The sequence below is a fragment of the Kitasatospora saccharophila genome, from assembly GCF_039529925.1.
Classification (GTDB): Bacteria; Actinomycetota; Actinomycetes; order Streptomycetales; family Streptomycetaceae; genus Kitasatospora; species Kitasatospora saccharophila.
This window is the reverse complement of the sequence record NZ_BAAANS010000014.1, coordinates 111,314-127,236: the sequence shown is the minus strand read 5'-3', so window position 1 is coordinate 127,236 and position 15,923 is coordinate 111,314. Positions and strand designations below refer to the sequence as shown.

Below are 15,923 nucleotides of genomic sequence, written 5' to 3'. Positions count from 1 at the left end.
TTCACCGGAAAGCGCCGTCCGCACCCAGACCCGATTCGCTCTCGCAGCGATCACGGATCCTGATCGTCGCAGCTCGGGGCCGCCGGGGAAGCCCGGCGGCAGGCTTCGAGCAGCAGCCGGGGCGGCGGGGCGGAGCGCCGGACGGCCAGCGACACCGGCAGGGCGAGCGGGGTGCGGCAGGGGCGGAAGGCGATCCGGCGGGCGTGCGTCATCCGGGCGTTGGCCGCGTACACCACCGTCCAGGCCGGGGTGCCGGCGCCGATCGCGGCCAGGGTGTTCGGCAGGGTGCTGTGCGGCGGGCCGAACAGCGGCCGGAAACCGGCCCGCTCGCAGGCGTCCGTCACCAGGTCGACCAGGGTCGGGTGGTTGCGCCGCTCGGTCAACAGCAGGGGCAGTTCGGCGAGTTCGGCCAGGTCGACCTCCGGCCGCTCGGCCAGCGGGTGCCCGGCGGGCAGGGCGATCACCAACTCGTCCTGCCAGACCGGCAGGTAGCGCAACTCGTCGTCGCCGGCCACCGCGCCACGGACGAAGGCGGCATCGAGCCGGCCGTCCGCGAGGCGGGCCAGCCGTTCCCGGACGGGCGCGGAGTGCAGTTCGACGCGCACCGTCGGCGCCCGGCGGCGGTAGGCGTCCAGGATGTCGTCCAGCCGCTCCCCGAGGCCGCCGACCGTACCCAGCCGGAGCACGGTCGGCGCGGCCAGGTCGGCGGCGAGGGCGCGGGCCGCGTCCTCGGCCGCCAGCACGTTCCGGGCCGCGGGCAGGAAACGCTCACCGGCCGGCGTCAGGCGCACGTACCGGGGCGACCGGTCGAACAGCTCCACCCGCAACTCCCGCTCCAGCCGCCGCACTTGCTGGCTCACGGCAGGCTGCCCGAGCAGCAGCCGCTCGGCGGCCCGCCCGAAGTGCAGCTCCTCCGCGACGGCGACGAAACAGCGCAACTGCCGCAGCTCCACGTGCTCCCCCTCTGCTCGGTGCTCGGGCCCCGCCGGTGGCGGACACCGACGGAGACCATGGTCGCAGCCGGGAGCGGCGGGTCAGGGGGGCGGGGGCGCCGCGCGGGGTCGGGCGGGGTCGGATGTCCGGGGGTGCTGCCAGGATGGGCGGGTGGACACGGAACAGTGGGAGGGCGCGGCCGTCCCCCGGGAGCTCGCGGAGTTCCTGCGCGAGGCCGCCGAGTACCGGCCGGTGCTGCTCGCCGGATGCGTGTGCGAGGGGTGCGGCGGGCGGGCGTTCACCGTCTGGGTGGACGACAGCGCGGGCTGCGCCGGGCGGGGGTGCCTCCGCTGCGGACAGCTGGCGTTCCTCGCGGACAGCGCGGAGGTATGGGTCGACGCCGAGCCCGGGGCGGCCGAATGCCCGTGCGGCGGAGACGAGTTCGAGGCGGCGGTGGCGTTCTCGCTGACCCCCGACGGGTCGGTGCGCTGGGTGACGGTGGGCCTGCGCTGCCTGCGGGACGGCGCGTTGGGCGTCTACGTCGACTGGAAGATCGACTACGTCCCGACGGACCACCTGCTGCGCGCCGTCTGAGCCGCCCGCCGCCCGCCGCCCGCCGCCGGGGCCGGGGCCGGGGCCGGAGCCGATGCCGGGGCCCGGGCCGGGGCTTGGGCTGGGGGCGAGGGCTCAGGGGGTGCCCGGGGCGGGGTGGATGCCGGTCAGGGCGAGGGTGAGCAGGTGGCGGGCCTCGACGGGGCCGTCCGGGGTGCTCTCGGTGGCGGTGGCGATGGCGCTGACCAGGGTGAGCAGGCGGGCGACCGGTACGTCCGGGCGGACGGTGCCGGTGGCGGCGGCGCGTGCCAGCAGGTCCCGTCCTGCGTCGGTGATCATCGTGTGGCAGTCGGCACCGAAGGCCGGATCGCCGTCCCCGCCTTCCTGGGCGCCGCGCAGCAGGGCGGCGCCCAGGCCCCGGTTGGTCGCCGCGTGGGCGCCGAGGGCGTGCAGCCACTCGACCAGGGCGGCCTGCGGGGGCAGGGCGGCGGAGAGTTCCGCGGCCCGCGTGCACAGGGCGGCCACCCGGCCCCGGAACACGGCCTCCAGGAGTGCCTGCCGGGACGGGAAGTGCCGGTGCAGCGTCGCCGACCCCACTCGGGCGGCCCGGGCCACCTCCTCCAGCGAGACGTCCGCCCCCTGCTCGGCGACGAGCGTTCCGGCGACCGTCACGATGCGCTCGTAGTTGCGCCGGGCGTCCGCCCGCATCGGACGGGACGGGGACGGGGGCGGCGGGGCGGGGCGCCCTGATCCGGCTGCTCGGCGGGACCGGCCGGGCCGAGGAGGCCCGGCGGGCCGTCCGGGGGTTCGCTCCGGCGGACGGGCGCGTGCACGTGCCCCTGGACTGCCTCCGGCCGCCCGACGGCGACGCGCAAAGGACCTGACTGGCCGTCAACTCCCTTCGGGGCCGACCGCGTACGCCAGCGGTGGTGCGATGGCCTGGACGTCCGCGCCGGCGCCGACCCACAGGCCGATGAACAGGGCGGCGGTGGCCTCCAACAGGCCGGCCCGGTCGAGGCCGCCGGCGGGCAGCGGGGTGCAGCCCGCGTCGCCGACCAGCTCGGAGACCCGGGCCAGCGCGGTGGCGTCGTCGCCGCACAGCGGGACGGCCAGCGGGCGGCCGTCGAAGACCGGCGGGCGCATCCGCCAGACGTCCTCGTGGCACAGGTTGAACGCCTTCACCACGTGCGCGTCCGGCGCGGCGGACGCCAACTGCTCGGCGGCGGACGGCCCGTGGCCGGTCAGCAGGCGGAAGCCGGGGCCGACGGGGTTGGCGCAGTCGACCAGGGTCCGCCCCGCGAGCGGTGCGGCCAGCGCCCGGACCACCTCCGCCCCGGCGCCGAACGGCAGTGCCACCAGCACCACTTCGGCCTCCGCCGCCGCCGTGCGCAGGTCACCGGCCCGCGTCCCGTGGCCGATCCGGTCGGCCAGCCGCCGGGCCTTCGCCAGGTCCCGCCCGCCGACGGTGAGCCGGTGCCCGGCCCGCGCCCAGTGGGTGCCCAGCGCGTCCGCCATGTTGCCCGTGCCGAGAATGCCGATCCTCATCAGCAGCCGTCCTTTCCAGGGGATTTCGACTTCCGGGACGAGCCTAGGGAGCCGGTCGGGCACCATTCGGTACGTGACTTCCGATCCACGGCTCGCCGACTGCCGGGCCCGCCTCGCCTTCGACCTGCTCTCCCACACCTGGAACGCCGTGGTGCTCTGGGCCCTGCGCGAGGGCCCGCGCCGTCCCGCCGAACTGCGCGGCCGGATCGGCGGCATCAGCTCCAAGGTGCTCACCGAGACGCTGCGCCGCCTGCAGTACAACGGCCTGGTCGAGCGCCACCCGCCGAGCCCCGGCAGCACCGGCGTGGCCTACGAACTCACCGAGCTGGGGCGGACCCTGCTGCCCGCCATCGACACCTTCGGCGCCTGGGCGTTCGCGCACGGCGACGAGGTGATGGCCGCCCAGGAGGCGGCGGAGGAGGGGGAACGGCCGTGACGGATGACAGGACCGACGGGACCGACGGGACCGACGGGGTCGACGGGATCGAGTGGCGGCTCGCCGAGGTCGCGGCGGGCCGGGCCGACCGGGACGCCGTCGACCGCTGGGCCGGGCGGCTGCTGCTGGACGACGAGCGGGACCGGGACGAGACCTCCCTCTGGGCGCTGAACCTGCTCTACGGCATCGACCTGCGGCACGGTCCCGGCGAGCCCCACCCGTACCTGCACGACGAGGAGCAGGTCGGCGAGTGGCTGGCGGAGTACCGACGGCGGCGCCGCGCCGGGGAGTGAGCGCGGCGCTCCGGCCGCGGGGGCCTGGGTAGCATGCCCGGGACGGGTGACCGCCGTCCGGCCGCGCCGTGGAAGCGCCGTGGACCCCCGTTGCCCCCCGTGGACCCCTGGAGGAGAGCCGCAGTGTCGTTGAACGACGAGGAGCGGGCCCGCACCGCCGCCGAGCTGCGGGCCAACCTGGAGCTGACCGGGCTCGACGCCGACCGGGCCGGTGCGGAACTCGGCTTCGACGGCGGGCGGTTGGCGCAGGTGCTGGCCGTCGCCGGGGCCGACCCGGCGGACGTCTGGCTGCTGCGCGACCACCTGGAGGACCTGGTGCGCGCGGCGGGCCGCGAGCCCGTCCCGTACACCGTGCTCACCGAGGAGGCACGGGCGGCGGCCGAACGCTGGTTCCCGCTGCGCCGGGCCCCGCGCCGGGCCTGATCCGCCACCGCTGGGCGTGCTTTGACGTCCCACCGGGTGACGTCCCATCGAATGGCGCACCCGCGGCGACCGACCGTTCGCCCGCGATCCGAAGGTCGCGGAGGATGGGGCCGGGGGGCCGTCCACGGGCTCGGTGCCCGCCCGGACGGCTCGGGTACGGGGGTCGTCGACGAGTGAGGAGCACATCCGTGGTTGGTTCCGCACGCCCGCGCACGGCGCGAACAGCGCGAACGACCAGATGGACGCGCAGGTGCGCCGCGCTGGCGCCGGGGGCCGCGCTGACCGGGATAGTCGTCCTGGGCGGCCTGGTACCGCTCGCCGCGCCCGCGTCAGCCGCTGCCGAGCCGGCCGAATCCGCCGAACCCGCGGCGCTCGCGCCGTTGCCGCCGATGCCCGCGGCCGAGGCGTACGAGGGCGACACCAGGCTGGCCTCGCCCGACGAGGTGGCCGCCGAGTGCGACAAGCCCGGCACCTGCACGTTCCGGGTGACGGACCGGATCGTCGGACTGTTCGGCAGCGCCGTCGCCTCGGTCGGCAACGCGGCGATCAACTGCACCGGCGAGGACATGGAGGTCGACCGCACCCTGACGGTGGCCAGCAGCAGCACCGACAACATCAGCGGCTCGATCTCCGGCAAGGCCACCGTCACCGGCAGCATCGACACCACCGTGACGGTCGCCGCGCAGGGCAGCCTGGCGGCGGCCGTGATCAACGGCACCACCCAGTACGGGCCGAACAAGGACAAGGGCCCCACCACCCAGGACAAGTTCCAGAACACGGCGGAGGCCACCGGCACCGTGGCCGGCTCCAACGCCCTCCACCTCGGTGCCAAGGCGAGCTTCGAGCTCGCCTTCCAGGCCTCGTACGCCAAGCAGTGGCAGGCTACCGTCCGGGAGACCACCCGGGTGGTGTTCACCGTCTCGTCCAACGACGAGCTCCAGTTCGGCACGGTCAACGCCGTCACCCGGGTCGTCGGTGTCCTGACGGTCGACCACACCGGCCGGTTCATCAAGAACGTGGTGGTGGACAGCCCGTCCGTCGCCACCAGCAGTTCCATCGTCGCGCAGACCTTCTCGCGTCCGGACGTCTGCCTGTCGCTGCGCCCGCCGGGCCGGTCGGTGGCGAAACCGGGCCCGGTCGAGGTGGCGCCGGAGCCACCCGGACGGGTACCGGACGCGGTGTACACCCGTACCGCCGAGGGCACCTGGAGCAAGCGGTGAAGCGGCGCGCGGCGCTGGCCGCCGCCCTGCTGCTGGCGGGCGGTCCGGCCGCCGGTCCCGCGTTCGCGGACGAGCCCGCCCCCCAGCAGGCCGACGAGGCACTGGTGGCGCAGGCGTTCGACGGTGACGAGCCGCTGCCGGACGCCGCCGCCGTCGCGCACGGCTGCGGACGCGACTACGGGTGCAGCTTCCGGTTCATCCCGGGCCTGACGGCCGAGCGGACCGCCGCCGTGGTCTCGGTCGGCAACACTGTCATCAACTGCACCAACAAGAAGATCACGGTCTACCGGACGGTGGTGCTGGAGTCGAGCACCACCGACAACCTGGCGGGCGAGATCTCCGGCTCGGCCACCATCGAGGGCACCATCGACAACACCACCAACGTGTCCGGCACGGCGGCCGGTTCCAACAAGACCGAGTTCTCGCACACCGACAGCACCGCGCCCAAGGACAAGGGCCCCAACACCGACATCACCAACGGCGGCACGACCACCGTCAGCGGCAGCGTCACCGGCTCGGGCCAGCTCAAGCTGACCGCCACCGCCGCCTTCCAGATGGCCTTCAAGGCCGCCTACTCGCACGAGTGGAAACGCACCAACACCGAGAGCACCCAGGTGAAGTTCACCGTCGGCATCGGCGAGGAGCTCCAGTTCGGCATGCTCGGCGCGATGACCCGCACCGTCGGCGTGCTCTCGGTCGACGGCACCGGGCAGGTCGTCAAGAACATCCTGGTGACCAGCCCGTCCAGCACCAACATCAGCACCGTGGTCGCCCAGACCTTCAACGCCAAGGACCGCTGCCTCACCCTGCGTCCGCAGCGCACCCTGCCCACGACCGGGGACGGCGTCTACGAAGGCGCCCCGCACCCCGCGGACCAGCAGCCCGTCGCCCGCTACCGGCTGACGGACGGACGGGAGTGGGTCCGCACCGACTGACCGGCACCGCCGGGCCCATCGCGCCGTACGGGAACCACTCGTGCGGCACAATGGGCCCGGCGTTCTCGTACGGGCGGGGGAGGGTGCGGTGCCGGAGCCGCGAGTGGCCGTGTTCGACCTGGACGGCACGCTGTGCCGGGGGGATTCGTTCGCCGGGTTCCTGCGGCGGTCGATGCTGCGCGGACGGTTCCGGGCGGTGGTGTCGCTGGCCGCGGCGGTGGTGCTGGTGCCGCTGTTCCTGCTGCCCGCCGGGCGGCGCCGGGCCGTGCGCGGCTTCGTACTGCTGGCCACCGCGGGCCGGAGCACCGCGCAACTGGCTGCGATGGCAGCGGAGTTCGCGGCGTCGCACGTGGCGCGGGGCCGGATCGAACCGGTGCTGGCCCGGCTGCGCGAGCACCGCGAGCGCGGGGACCGGGTGGTGGTCGCGACCGGCTGCGCCGAGCCGCTGGCGTCCGCCGTGTGCCGCGAACTCGGCCTGGACGGCGTCGAGTTGCTGGCCGCCGAACTGGCCCCCGGACGCTTCGCGCACCGGCCGGTGCGCGGCTGCCTGGGCACGCAGAAGGTCGCCCGGCTGGGCGAGTCGGGCATCGCCGTGCCGGTCGACCACGCCTACACCGACAGCTCGATGGACCTGCCGCTGCTGCGGGCCGCCGAGCACCGCTACCTGGTCGAACCCCGGCCCCGGACGGTGGCCCGGGTCCGGGCCGCGCTGGGGGCGGGGTTCACCGTGCTGGACTGAGCGGGCGGCGGCTCAGCAGTACCACCAGGTGCCGGGGGCGAGGACGGTCACCCCCGAGGCAACTCCTGCACTTGGAGGCGGCGAGCGCCGGCGCCTCCCGGCAACCTCGGCACTCGTGTCGAGCGCCGTTGCTGGTGGAGCTGGGCGGAGGTCTGCTCGACGACGCGGCGGAGTTCGCCGAGGCCGGTGGTGTCGGGCTCGCGCGGCGGGAGACGGTCGGCAGGATTCGGCGTCCGCGCGGTTCCCGGCGGTGGTGATCACGTGGAGCGGGGTGCCGCGAGACCGTCGCCTCGCGGCTGCCGGGCCCCGGGACGTAGCGCAGTCGTCCGGCCACACAGCAGGACCCTGGGCCGACATCGCGAGTTCAGGTTCCGTACTGAATTCGGCTGCCAGTGACGCGTTTTCGCGAATTCGGAATCTCCGGGCACCCGGATTTCCCGACGTCACGCCGGAATCGGTTTCGTCCGCCGCCACCGGCTCGGCTGACTCGGACGATTTCCGCCATGGAAAACCCTGCGGCCCCAGGTGTACGGAACAAGAACAGCAAGGGTGCATTTCCGCTCCGGAGAGGAGGAGGGGTGGAAGCCGGGGAATCCGCGGGGCTGGCGCGGGTCTCGCGGCCGGCGGCGGACGCGGGGGTGCCCGGCACCGCGGTCGGCGCGGCGCACCCGCCGGTCCTGGCGGCGCTGGAGCCCCGGGGGCGGGTCGTCGAGGCGGCCCGGTGCCTCGGCTTCACCCCGGGGCAGCCGCTCCGGGGTCAGATCCAGTCGTTCCGGACGGCCTGGGCCCCGGCCTGGAAGCGGCTCTCGGCGCCCAGCCGGTTCATCAGGTCCTGCATCATCCGGCGCACCGTCCGCAGGGACAGGCCCAGCTTGCGGCCCGCGGACTCGTCCGTGTGGCCGTGGCCCAGCAGTTCCAGCAGGGCACGCTCGGACCCGGTGAGGTCCTGGCCGTCGCGGGGGGCGGGCTGCCCGAAGTCGGTTCCGCTGCGCCACAGTTCGTCGAACAGCGCGCACAGCGGCTGGATCAGGGCCGCCCCGTGCAGCTCCAGTGCGCCGCGACGGCCGTCGCTGGGGTCGATCGGCACCAGGGCGATGCTGCGGTCGACGATCACCAGCCGGATCGGCAGGAGCGGCACGGTGCGCGTCAGACCGCCCAGCTCGGCCAACCACCGGGCGTACCGCAGGGTGTCGGGGTCGTTGCGGAAGCTGTCCTGGAAGATGCTGCGAATGACCACTCCGCGTTCCAGCGCCAGCTGATTGGGGTGCTTGCCTGCCTGGATGGAATCGGGACGGGCTGCTCCACCCCGCATCAGGGAGAGGCATTCCTGGGTCGCGGTCGCCGCGAGTTCCTCAAGGCGGTCGCGGACGGTTTCGAGGGACTCCAGCCGCAGGACCATCTCGTCGTCGGGCCGCCGGTCGACGTACTCGGCGGAGAGGGCGGCGATCTCGGATCGGGCGCTCTCCAACTCCTGCTGCTGGAACAGGAGTTGGTTCTGGTTGCGGGCGAGCAGCCTGGTCAGCCCGACCTCCGGGCTGACGGCCCGTAGGGCGTGGGAGTCAGCCGCGGGCCGAAGCAGCGTCAGTTTCAGCAGCTCGTCGAGTGCTTCACGCACCTGAGCCTCCGACAGGCGCAGGCTCGCGGCGATCCGCTCGACCCCCGCGTCCGGCTCCGCCAGCATGGCCCTGTAGACGCCCTCCGTCAGGGCGTTCAATCCCAGTACTTGCAACACCGTGACACCCTCCCGCATCGATGATCATCATCGGTGCACGGCGGCCGGGGGCGCAATGCTCTCGCGGGCGAAATGATCTGGCAGTTACATGCCGAGCGACTTGATGCCACTTCTGTAGTCGTGACATCGCCTTCCGTGGGCGGCAAGCTCTTCCTCGTCAGCGGAGAACGCCGCAAAAACCGGGACGAGTTCCGCGAACCACTCACTGGCACAGCAACCACTCACGGGCACAGCATGGGTACGAAACAGGAGAGAACAGTCGTGACTCGCTCGATACGCATCGTATGCACCGGTCTGATCGCCGCATTCACCGTCGGTCTGGTCTCCGTCGCCGCGGACGACGTCGCCACCGATCGCCCGGCCGCCCGACACTCCGTCACCGCCTCGGGCTTCGACTGGGATTCCGCCCCCGCTTCACCCCCCGCACAGAGTTGACCGGACCTCGTGCAGTTGGTCGCGGTGACTCTCGTCCGTTCCGATCCGGCGCCCTCGCAACTGACGGCTGAAGCGGTCACCGACCTGATCTGGGTCCACAGCCGCCACGAAGACCGAGTGGAACACGTCCGCACCTGCGTCGACCTCGACTGCTGCCGCATCGCCGCCGCGATCATCGCGGCCACCCCGGACGCGGCGACCGCGAACCTGCGCCGCGTCTGCGAACGCGCTCTGCAGCAAGCGTCGGCCCTGCGCGGCTGGCGCCTCGCCACCACCTGAGCCTCCACCGAGAGCTCGACCGGGCCTCTGCCGAGGGCCCCACCGAGGGCCCCGCCCGGACTTCTACCCAGACCTCCACGGACCGAGCCCGCGGCCCTCTTGCCGCACGAGGCCGTCCCGCCCGGAGATCGAGAACCACCTGCCCGCGCTGGCGTCACAACACCTCTTGTCGCCAAGGCGCTTGACGTCCGGTCGGGACGAGACGACCCCGATCGCGACAGCCCCCGACGGTCGACGCGGCGGTCGTCACAGACTCCTCGGCCCCGCCCGCCGGTCTCCGCCCGCCCCTGAGCGGCCCGGCCCGTCCGCGGCGGAACCCGCTCCGGCGCCCCGGCGACGGCCGAGACACCTCTTCCCTCCCTCTTCCCCGAAAGAAGGCTCCTCGCCATGCGCGTCCTCGCCAAGATCGCCACCGCCGCGGCCATCGCCGTGCCGATGCTCGTCGCCATCCCCGGAGCGGCCAACGCCGCCGCCTCCCCGTCCGGTTGTTCCAGCGTCACCCAGATCGGCAGCACCGCCTACCTCAACGTCGGCGGGCAGACGATGGCGTCGGTGAAGCAGTACAAGGGCTGCGGGAAGAACTACTCCTACCTGTACGTGTGGGAGGGCTACCGCAACACCCACAGCAGCTGGGACGTGTGCACGGCCATCGTCACCAACGGCGGACACGACGTCCAGGACCCCCGGTGCGGCCACAACTCCGTGGAGCTGTGGTCCTTCGGCGCCGCGACCCTGGCGGAGTGCACCCAGGGCCTGGGCTGGACGGGCTACGGCCCCATCCCCTACCCCAGCGACGGCGACATCGCGGTCAAGACCGACGTCCGCTGCTGACCGTCCCCCCTCCCCCCGCGGCGACCGCCGTGGCACCGGCTCCCGGAACGCCGATGACGGCCGCGCCGGGGTCGGGGCCGGGCCGGGGTCGAAGCCATCCTCCACCGAACCAGAAGGAACCATCGCATGGCATCCGCCATCAAGACCCGGAAGACCGCAACCCGACTGCTCACGGCGGTCGCCGTCCTGAGCGGCCTGGTGCTGAGCGCCGCACAGGCCAACGCGGCGACCCCGGCGCCCCGGACCGAGGCGTCGGCGGTCACCGCCACGCTGCCGACGGTGAACATGGAGGCCACCGTGCTGGCCGCCCAGATCGACCCCCGGCGCGCCGACAACACGCTGACCCCGGGGGCCAAGGACTCGGTCCTGGCCGTCGAGCGGGCCCTGCAGGCCCGCGGCCTCCTCGACGCCAAGTGGGTGGACGGCTACTTCGGCACCACCACCATCACCGCCTACGCCGCCTACCAGCGCTCCCTCGGCTACACCGGCCTGGCCGCCAACGGGCTGCCCGGCACCACCTCCCTCACCACGCTCGGGCAGGGCCGGTACACCGTCACCCAGCAGATCGGCCCCGGCGCGCACGTGCAGCGGGACGGATACACCATCGACACCCGCACCCAGAAGATGCTCACCGAGGCCGAACGCCTCCTGGGCTTCAGCCTCACCCTGGACCAGGGCTCCTACAACCCCGGCGGCGACCCCACCTCGGCCGGCACCCACGACGGCGGTGGCGTCGTGGACGTCAACGTCGACGGCATGACCAGTGCCACCCGCACCGCCGTCGCCAAGGCCCTGCGCCAGGTCGGGTTCGCCGCCTGGGTCCGCAGCCCCAGCCAGGGCGACTGGCCGTGGCACATCCACGCCGCCGCGATCAACGACACCGATCTGTCCACCCAGGCCCAGAACCAGACCGGTGACTACTACCTCGGCCTCAACGGCCTGGCCAACCACGCCGCCGACGACGGCCCGCGCATCCCCATCCAGACCTGGGAGGAGTACCAGCGCACGCACTGACCGAGCGCTCCTTCCCGAGCACGACCGAAGCACGACCGAAGCACACCCCGATCAACCGTCAGCACCCATCGATGACACGCCATCAGGAGAGAAGACCATGAGGAACATACGCAACGCGCTCACCGTCGCCGGCACCGCCCTGGCCCTGGCCGTCCCGCTGATCGCCACCACCTCCGCGCCCGCCTTCGCCGCGTCCCGTGACGGCGTCTGCGGCTCCGGAGAGTTCTGCTACTACTACAACAGCGACGAGGCCGGCTCGATCTCCGACTTCACCAGCTCCCTCAGCAACTACGGAGACACCCAGCCGACCTGCTACGACTTCAAGGGTACCGGCGCCGGCCAGGGCCTCTGCATCAAGAACAACGCCGCCTCGGTGTGGAACCGCACCAGCCAGACCGTCCGCGTCTACTACAACAGCGGCTACGCCGGCTCCTACCAGGACTTCGCCCCCGGTGCCAAGGGCAACCTCAACTCCACCCTGAAGAACAACAACGCCTCCCACAAGTTCCTCAGCAGCTCCAGCAGCGACAACGAGAGCCCCGTCAACGACTTCGACCACGGCACCCGCGGCTTCGCCGCCAACAACTGCACCGCCTTCGCGGCCTTCCGCATCGCGGACCGCCTCGGCGTCCCGAACTTCAGCAACTCCTACGGTGGCACCACCTGGGGCAACGCCGCCACCTGGGACGACGCCGCCCGCCGTCTCGGCATCACCGTCAACACCACCCCGACCGTCGGTGCCATCGCCGTGAACGACACCCACGGGCTCTACGGCCACGTCGCCTACGTCAACGCGGTGTACTCCGACGGCTCCTTCGACGTCGAGGAGTACAACTGGAACAACCCGCTCGCCTACGGCACCCGCAGCCACCTCAAGGTCAGCAGCTCGGAGGCGTCCTTCCAGCACATGATCCACTTCTAAACCGCCACCGACCGGCCCGGCCCGGCCGAGCCGATCCGGTGAGCGCGCGGCCCACGGCGGTGTGACGGACTCCGCCGGAGCCGCAGCGGTACGTGTCGAAGCCCCGTCGGGCAGGTGACCCCTCCAGGTCGCCGCCGTCCGACGGGGCTTCGACGTGCCGCCGGCAGGCCGGCCCGCCGACCTGCCCGCCCGCTGGCGCAGTACCGGCTGACGGACGGGAGGGAGCGTGCCCGCTCCGGCTGACCGGCAGCGCCGACACGCGGACAGGGGAGGCGGGGGACGGCGGGTCAGCAGTACCACCAGGTGCCGGGTGCGAGGACGGTGTCACCCGGTTCGAGGTTCTCGTTGTGCAGGTTCGCGACCTGGCAGAGACCGCCGAGCGCCGCGTTCGGGTCCTGGTCGCGCGGGGTGTCGGTGAACTCGTCGAGCGCCTGGGTCTGTTGGTCGATCCCGGCGTTCTCCTTCTCGCCCTTGCCGGCGACGGAGTCGAGGCAGTCCCGGCTGGTGGCCGGGCACTTGTCCATCTTCTCCTTGTTGCCCGCGTCGGTGCTGCAGGCCGGGCTGCTCGCCCCGTCGCCCGCGCACGGGTCGGAGGCGGTGGGGGCCGACGGGGCCGGCGGGGTCTGGGTGGCTTGCACGTTGGTGATCATCGGGCGGCAGCCCGGACCGGTGCTCGGGGTGCCGAAGGTGAAGGTGAAGGCGGGGGCGTCCTCGGCCGCGGTGAAGGAGTAGCTGCGGCCGGTGGACCAGTTGGCCTTCCCGTTGGCGTCCTTGGTGGTGTACGAGCCGGGCTTGTTGTCCGGACCGGCGACCGACACCGTGTAGGGCCGCCCGCCGCCGGAGGAGACGCAGGAGTCGGGGTTGTCGTCCCAGGTCAGGGTGACCGTCGCACCGGCGCGCACGCCGCGCACCCGGGTGCCGATCGGCGTCCCGGCGGAGGAGGCGAGTGCCACCGCCTGGAACCCCTGGGGGTGGCCGGCCCGGGTGGCGGACACCAGCAGGGTGCCGCCGGTCCAGTCGTCGGCGGCGCCGCCCCAGGTCTGCCCGTCGGGCACGGCGGGGGAGGAGAGCGTCGCGTTCGGTACCACCGCCGGTTGGAGGTCCGCCGCGCCGGACGGCCACGGCACGGCGAGGGCGAGGGCGGCTCCGAGCGGGACGGCCAGCAGACGGGTGAGCGGCACGGTGGGCTCCAAGCGGCAGAGGGGTCAGGGGACGAGCGGGACGGCGCGGGTGGCCAGGCCCTGCGGCGGGGCGTCCAGCGGGGTCAGCCGCTTGTCCGGGCCGGCCGTGTTGTCGGGCGTCCCGGCGGTCGGCCGGTTGGCGCCGCAGCGCTGCAGTTCGACCTCGGTGAGCGGGCCGGTGCGCTGGTAGTAGCGGTCCGGCAGCGAGGTCGCCGGGACGTCGAAGGTGGCGTCGAGCCGGTAGTTGTTGCGGGAGTTGGTGAACGAGCCGGTCACCCGTTCGCGGGCCGGCTGCACCTCGATCCAGCTCACCTCACCGGGCTGGATCACCGGGTTCAGCGGCTTGTTGGTGGTCCGCGTCCAGGTCAGCGGGTTGCTGGTGGAGACCGCCGCCGCGTTCCCGCCCGCCACGCTGAACCCCGCCTCGACCTGACTGGCCACGTTGGGGCGGCTCTTGGCGAGTTCGGAGCGGCTGGGCAGCAGCGGGGCGCCCTTGAGCGCGTAGTACTGGGTGAGGTTGTCGTACGGCGGCTCGGTGACCTCCAGCTTGCGGTCGTCGGTGATCGCGTTGCGGGTGCAGTTCAGGTACACCTCGCCGACGATCCGGGTCTGCCCGTAGTACTGGTACGAGTACCGCTTGTCGACCGTGAACGTGCAGGTGGTCGGCGAGCCCTCGCAGTCGTCCACCGCCACGCCCGGCTCCAGCGGGTCGTTGCCCCGGTACGCCTTCGGCGGCGGCAGCTGCTCCTTGCGGATCTTCTGGTCGACCGGCGCGGGCGTCTGCTTGGCCTGCACGTTGGTGATCAGCGGGCCGCAGGACATCGACCCGGCGGGCTCCGCCGAGTCGAAGGACACCATCGGGTTGTCCTCGGTCGCGGTGAACGAGAAGGCGCGCCCCGTCGTCCAGTTGGCGGTGCCGACGGTGTCGCTGCCCTTGGTGGTGACCTGCGGGTCGGGCGCGGGCCCGTCGGTGATCAGCGAGACGTTGTAGGTCTGGCCGTCCTCGACCTGCTCCGGCGTGCAGCCCCTGTAGGTGCTCGGGCTGTCGTCCCAGGTGAGGGTGACGGTGGAGCCCTTCTTGACGCCCCACAGCCGGGTGCGCATGGTCAGCGGCGCGCCGTTCCAGTTCAGCGAGGCGGCCTGGTAGCCCTGCGGGTGCTGGGCCAGGCCCTTGCCGAACACCACGCCGTTGCCGTCCGGCGACCAGCCCGCGTGCCCGGCCTGGGTGCCGTTGTCGGGCGCCACCGGATCGGCGAAGGTGCCGTTCGGGACGGTGGCCTCGACCGTGTCGGCGGCCTGCGCGGCGGGCGGCGCGGCCGTCAGGGCGAGAGCGGCGGTGAGCAGGACGGACCCTGCGGCATACGGGAGTTGACGTCGCATCAGCACTGACCCCACTGGCTCGGCGGAATGACCATGTACTCGGGCGGGAAGCCGTCGGTGAGGGCGTTCGACAGCGGGCAGAGGTGCTGGGCGGCCGCGTCCGGGCTCTCGTCGCGCGGGATGTCGTTGAAGTCCTGGACGGCGGTGGTCTGTTGGTCGATGCCGTCGTTGGTCTGCTTGCCTTCCCCGGAGACGCCGCTCAGGCAGTCGCGGTCGATGGGCGGACACTTGTCGATCTCGTCCTGGGCCTTGCCGAGGTCCTTGCACTGGGTGCCGTTGGCCGCCTCGCCCGCGCACGGGTCGGAGGCGTCCTTGGGCGGGGTCTTCGGGGCGGTCTGCTTGGCGGAGACGTTGCTGATCGACGGCTGGCAGCTCAGGCTGGCGTTGGAGGCGTCGAAGGAGAAGACGACCTTGGGCGAGTCCTCGGCGGCGGTGAAGGAGTAGGACCGGCCGAGGAACCAGTTCGCCTTGCCGATCGGGTCGTTGGTGGTGAACTTGCCGGGTTCGTTGGCATCGCCGGCGACCGTCACCGTGTAGGCGCGCCTGGCGACGCCCTTGCCCACGCAGCTGTCCGGGTTGTCGTCCCAACTGAGGGTGACGGTGGCGCCCGCGCGGACGGCGCGCAGCCGGGTGCTGAGCGGCGTCGCCGAGTCCGGGGAGGCCAGGAAGGCGGCCTGGTAGCCGCGCGGGTGGGCGGCGCGGGAGGCGGAGAGCAGGCCGGGGCCGTCCCAGCCGTCGATGGTCAGGTACTCCCAGTTCGAGCCGGCCGGAACCTGCGGGGAGGCGAAGGTGCCGTTGGCCACCATGGCCGGTTCGGTGTCCTCCGCACCTGCCGGGGCCGCCAAGGTCAGGGCGCATGCGCTACTGAGGGTGATGGCCAGGAGTCTGGCGGGTGAGGTCCGGAGCAACGGGTTCCTCCCTGAACTCGGCAACGGGGCCGATCGGTTGATATCTGATCGGGACTTCCGACGATCAAGATCCCTCGCCATGCTCGGCGGCTCGACTACGCACCGCAACCGAAGGCGGACCGAACGGGGGGCGTGCGGACGATCCACTGCGCCGTTGGCATGGAA

Annotated in this window: 19 protein-coding genes; 12 read left to right on the top strand and 7 right to left on the bottom strand. The window is 73.0% G+C overall.

The window, feature by feature from the left end:
• Positions 1–50 precede the first annotated feature (50 nt).
• Complete coding sequence (locus ABD345_RS13070) at positions 51–953, bottom strand: LysR family transcriptional regulator (protein WP_344552163.1); 903 nt, start codon at positions 951–953, stop codon at positions 51–53.
• Between the two features lie 151 nt (positions 954–1,104).
• On the opposite strand from ABD345_RS13070, the gene ABD345_RS13065 reads away from it, so the two are divergent.
• Positions 1,105–1,527 (top strand): hypothetical protein, encoded by a 423-nt coding sequence (locus tag ABD345_RS13065; RefSeq protein WP_344552162.1) that lies wholly within the window; start codon positions 1,105–1,107, stop codon positions 1,525–1,527.
• 93 nt (positions 1,528–1,620) lie between these two features.
• Here ABD345_RS13065 and ABD345_RS13060 read toward each other — a convergent pair whose 3' ends face one another.
• Both ABD345_RS13060 and ABD345_RS13055 read right to left on the bottom strand, forming a co-directional pair.
• A complete protein-coding gene (locus ABD345_RS13060) occupies positions 1,621–2,193 on the bottom strand; it encodes a TetR/AcrR family transcriptional regulator (RefSeq protein WP_344552161.1) in 573 nt (190 codons plus the stop codon).
• Between the two features lie 183 nt (positions 2,194–2,376).
• A complete protein-coding gene (locus ABD345_RS13055; protein ID WP_344552160.1) occupies positions 2,377–3,030 on the bottom strand; it encodes an NADPH-dependent F420 reductase in 654 nt (217 codons plus the stop codon).
• Between the two features lie 73 nt (positions 3,031–3,103).
• Here ABD345_RS13055 and ABD345_RS13050 point away from each other — a divergent pair, with 73 nt between their 5' ends.
• From ABD345_RS13050 to ABD345_RS13025, 6 genes are all read left to right on the top strand, one after another.
• The gene (locus ABD345_RS13050; protein ID WP_344552159.1) at positions 3,104–3,466 is read left to right on the top strand and encodes a winged helix-turn-helix transcriptional regulator; all 363 of its coding nucleotides are present in this window, start codon (positions 3,104–3,106) and stop codon (positions 3,464–3,466) included.
• Positions 3,463–3,759: a hypothetical protein gene (locus ABD345_RS13045; protein WP_344552158.1), complete on the top strand. Its 297-nt coding sequence runs from the start codon at positions 3,463–3,465 to the stop codon at positions 3,757–3,759. The genes ABD345_RS13050 and ABD345_RS13045 overlap by 4 nt, the downstream gene beginning before the upstream one ends.
• Positions 3,760–3,882: 123 nt before the next feature.
• Positions 3,883–4,182 carry a DUF2316 family protein gene (locus ABD345_RS13040; RefSeq protein ID WP_344552157.1) on the top strand — a complete coding sequence of 100 codons (300 nt, stop codon included), beginning with the start codon at positions 3,883–3,885 and terminating at the stop codon, positions 4,180–4,182.
• Positions 4,183–4,571: 389 nt separating this feature from the next.
• The gene (locus tag ABD345_RS13035; protein ID WP_344552156.1) at positions 4,572–5,402 is read left to right on the top strand and encodes a hypothetical protein; all 831 of its coding nucleotides are present in this window, start codon (positions 4,572–4,574) and stop codon (positions 5,400–5,402) included.
• On the top strand, positions 5,399–6,337 hold the full coding sequence (locus ABD345_RS13030) for a hypothetical protein (protein ID WP_344552155.1): 939 nt from the start codon (positions 5,399–5,401) through the stop codon (positions 6,335–6,337). The genes ABD345_RS13035 and ABD345_RS13030 overlap by 4 nt, the downstream gene beginning before the upstream one ends.
• Before the next feature lie 88 nt (positions 6,338–6,425).
• On the top strand, positions 6,426–7,076 hold the full coding sequence (locus ABD345_RS13025) for a haloacid dehalogenase-like hydrolase (RefSeq protein ID WP_344552154.1): 651 nt from the start codon (positions 6,426–6,428) through the stop codon (positions 7,074–7,076).
• A 757-nt stretch (positions 7,077–7,833) separates the two neighbouring features.
• Here ABD345_RS13025 and ABD345_RS13020 read toward each other — a convergent pair.
• Positions 7,834–8,790 carry a helix-turn-helix transcriptional regulator gene (locus ABD345_RS13020; RefSeq protein WP_344552153.1) on the bottom strand — a complete coding sequence of 319 codons (957 nt, stop codon included), beginning with the start codon at positions 8,788–8,790 and terminating at the stop codon, positions 7,834–7,836.
• Positions 8,791–8,880: 90 nt separating this feature from the next.
• On the opposite strand from ABD345_RS13020, the gene ABD345_RS13015 reads away from it, so the two are divergent.
• The 5 genes from ABD345_RS13015 to ABD345_RS12995 all read left to right on the top strand — a co-directional run bounded on the left by ABD345_RS13015 (position 8,881) and on the right by ABD345_RS12995 (position 12,289).
• Positions 8,881–9,243 carry a hypothetical protein gene (locus tag ABD345_RS13015; protein ID WP_344552152.1) on the top strand — a complete coding sequence of 121 codons (363 nt, stop codon included), beginning with the start codon at positions 8,881–8,883 and terminating at the stop codon, positions 9,241–9,243.
• Positions 9,244–9,360: 117 nt separating this feature from the next.
• Positions 9,361–9,522 carry a hypothetical protein gene (locus ABD345_RS13010; protein ID WP_344552151.1) on the top strand — a complete coding sequence of 54 codons (162 nt, stop codon included), beginning with the start codon at positions 9,361–9,363 and terminating at the stop codon, positions 9,520–9,522.
• A 387-nt stretch (positions 9,523–9,909) separates the two neighbouring features.
• Complete coding sequence (locus ABD345_RS13005; protein ID WP_344552150.1) at positions 9,910–10,353, top strand: chromo domain-containing protein; 444 nt, start codon at positions 9,910–9,912, stop codon at positions 10,351–10,353.
• A 126-nt stretch (positions 10,354–10,479) separates the two neighbouring features.
• Positions 10,480–11,367: a peptidoglycan-binding domain-containing protein gene (locus tag ABD345_RS13000; protein WP_344552149.1), complete on the top strand. Its 888-nt coding sequence runs from the start codon at positions 10,480–10,482 to the stop codon at positions 11,365–11,367.
• A gap of 97 nt (positions 11,368–11,464) precedes the next feature.
• Positions 11,465–12,289, top strand: coding sequence for a CHAP domain-containing protein (locus ABD345_RS12995; protein WP_344552148.1), 825 nt, complete (start codon positions 11,465–11,467; stop codon positions 12,287–12,289).
• A gap of 287 nt (positions 12,290–12,576) precedes the next feature.
• Here ABD345_RS12995 and ABD345_RS12990 read toward each other — a convergent pair whose 3' ends face one another.
• Genes ABD345_RS12990 through ABD345_RS12980 form a run of 3 tightly spaced genes read right to left on the bottom strand, consistent with a single transcriptional unit; the run spans position 12,577 to position 15,656 of the window.
• A complete protein-coding gene (locus ABD345_RS12990; RefSeq protein ID WP_344552147.1) occupies positions 12,577–13,470 on the bottom strand; it encodes a hypothetical protein in 894 nt (297 codons plus the stop codon).
• A gap of 24 nt (positions 13,471–13,494) precedes the next feature.
• Positions 13,495–14,850 (bottom strand): hypothetical protein, encoded by a 1,356-nt coding sequence (locus tag ABD345_RS12985; protein WP_344552146.1) that lies wholly within the window; start codon positions 14,848–14,850, stop codon positions 13,495–13,497.
• Entirely contained in the window at positions 14,850–15,656 is an 807-nt protein-coding gene (locus ABD345_RS12980) for a hypothetical protein (protein ID WP_344552145.1), read from the bottom strand. The genes ABD345_RS12985 and ABD345_RS12980 overlap by 1 nt, the downstream gene beginning before the upstream one ends.
• Positions 15,657–15,923 lie beyond the last annotated feature (267 nt).

Bases quoted from the DNA above. Each gene is read 5' to 3' on its own strand.
- ABD345_RS12980 (WP_344552145.1), bottom strand. From the start codon at position 15,656: ATGGTGGCCAACGGCACCTTCGCCTCCCCGCAGGTTCCGGCCGGCTCG.
- ABD345_RS13005 (WP_344552150.1), top strand. From the start codon at position 9,910: ATGCGCGTCCTCGCCAAGATCGCCACCGCCGCGGCCATCGCCGTGCCG.
- ABD345_RS12995 (WP_344552148.1), top strand. From the start codon at position 11,465: ATGAGGAACATACGCAACGCGCTCACCGTCGCCGGCACCGCCCTGGCC.
- ABD345_RS12985 (WP_344552146.1), bottom strand. From the start codon at position 14,850: ATGCGACGTCAACTCCCGTATGCCGCAGGGTCCGTCCTGCTCACCGCC.
- ABD345_RS13015 (WP_344552152.1), top strand. From the start codon at position 8,881: ATGATCTGGCAGTTACATGCCGAGCGACTTGATGCCACTTCTGTAGTC.
- ABD345_RS13035 (WP_344552156.1), top strand. From the start codon at position 4,572: ATGCCCGCGGCCGAGGCGTACGAGGGCGACACCAGGCTGGCCTCGCCC.
- ABD345_RS13060 (WP_344552161.1), bottom strand. From the start codon at position 2,193: ATGCGGGCGGACGCCCGGCGCAACTACGAGCGCATCGTGACGGTCGCC.
- ABD345_RS13055 (WP_344552160.1), bottom strand. From the start codon at position 3,030: ATGAGGATCGGCATTCTCGGCACGGGCAACATGGCGGACGCGCTGGGC.
- ABD345_RS13000 (WP_344552149.1), top strand. From the start codon at position 10,480: ATGGCATCCGCCATCAAGACCCGGAAGACCGCAACCCGACTGCTCACG.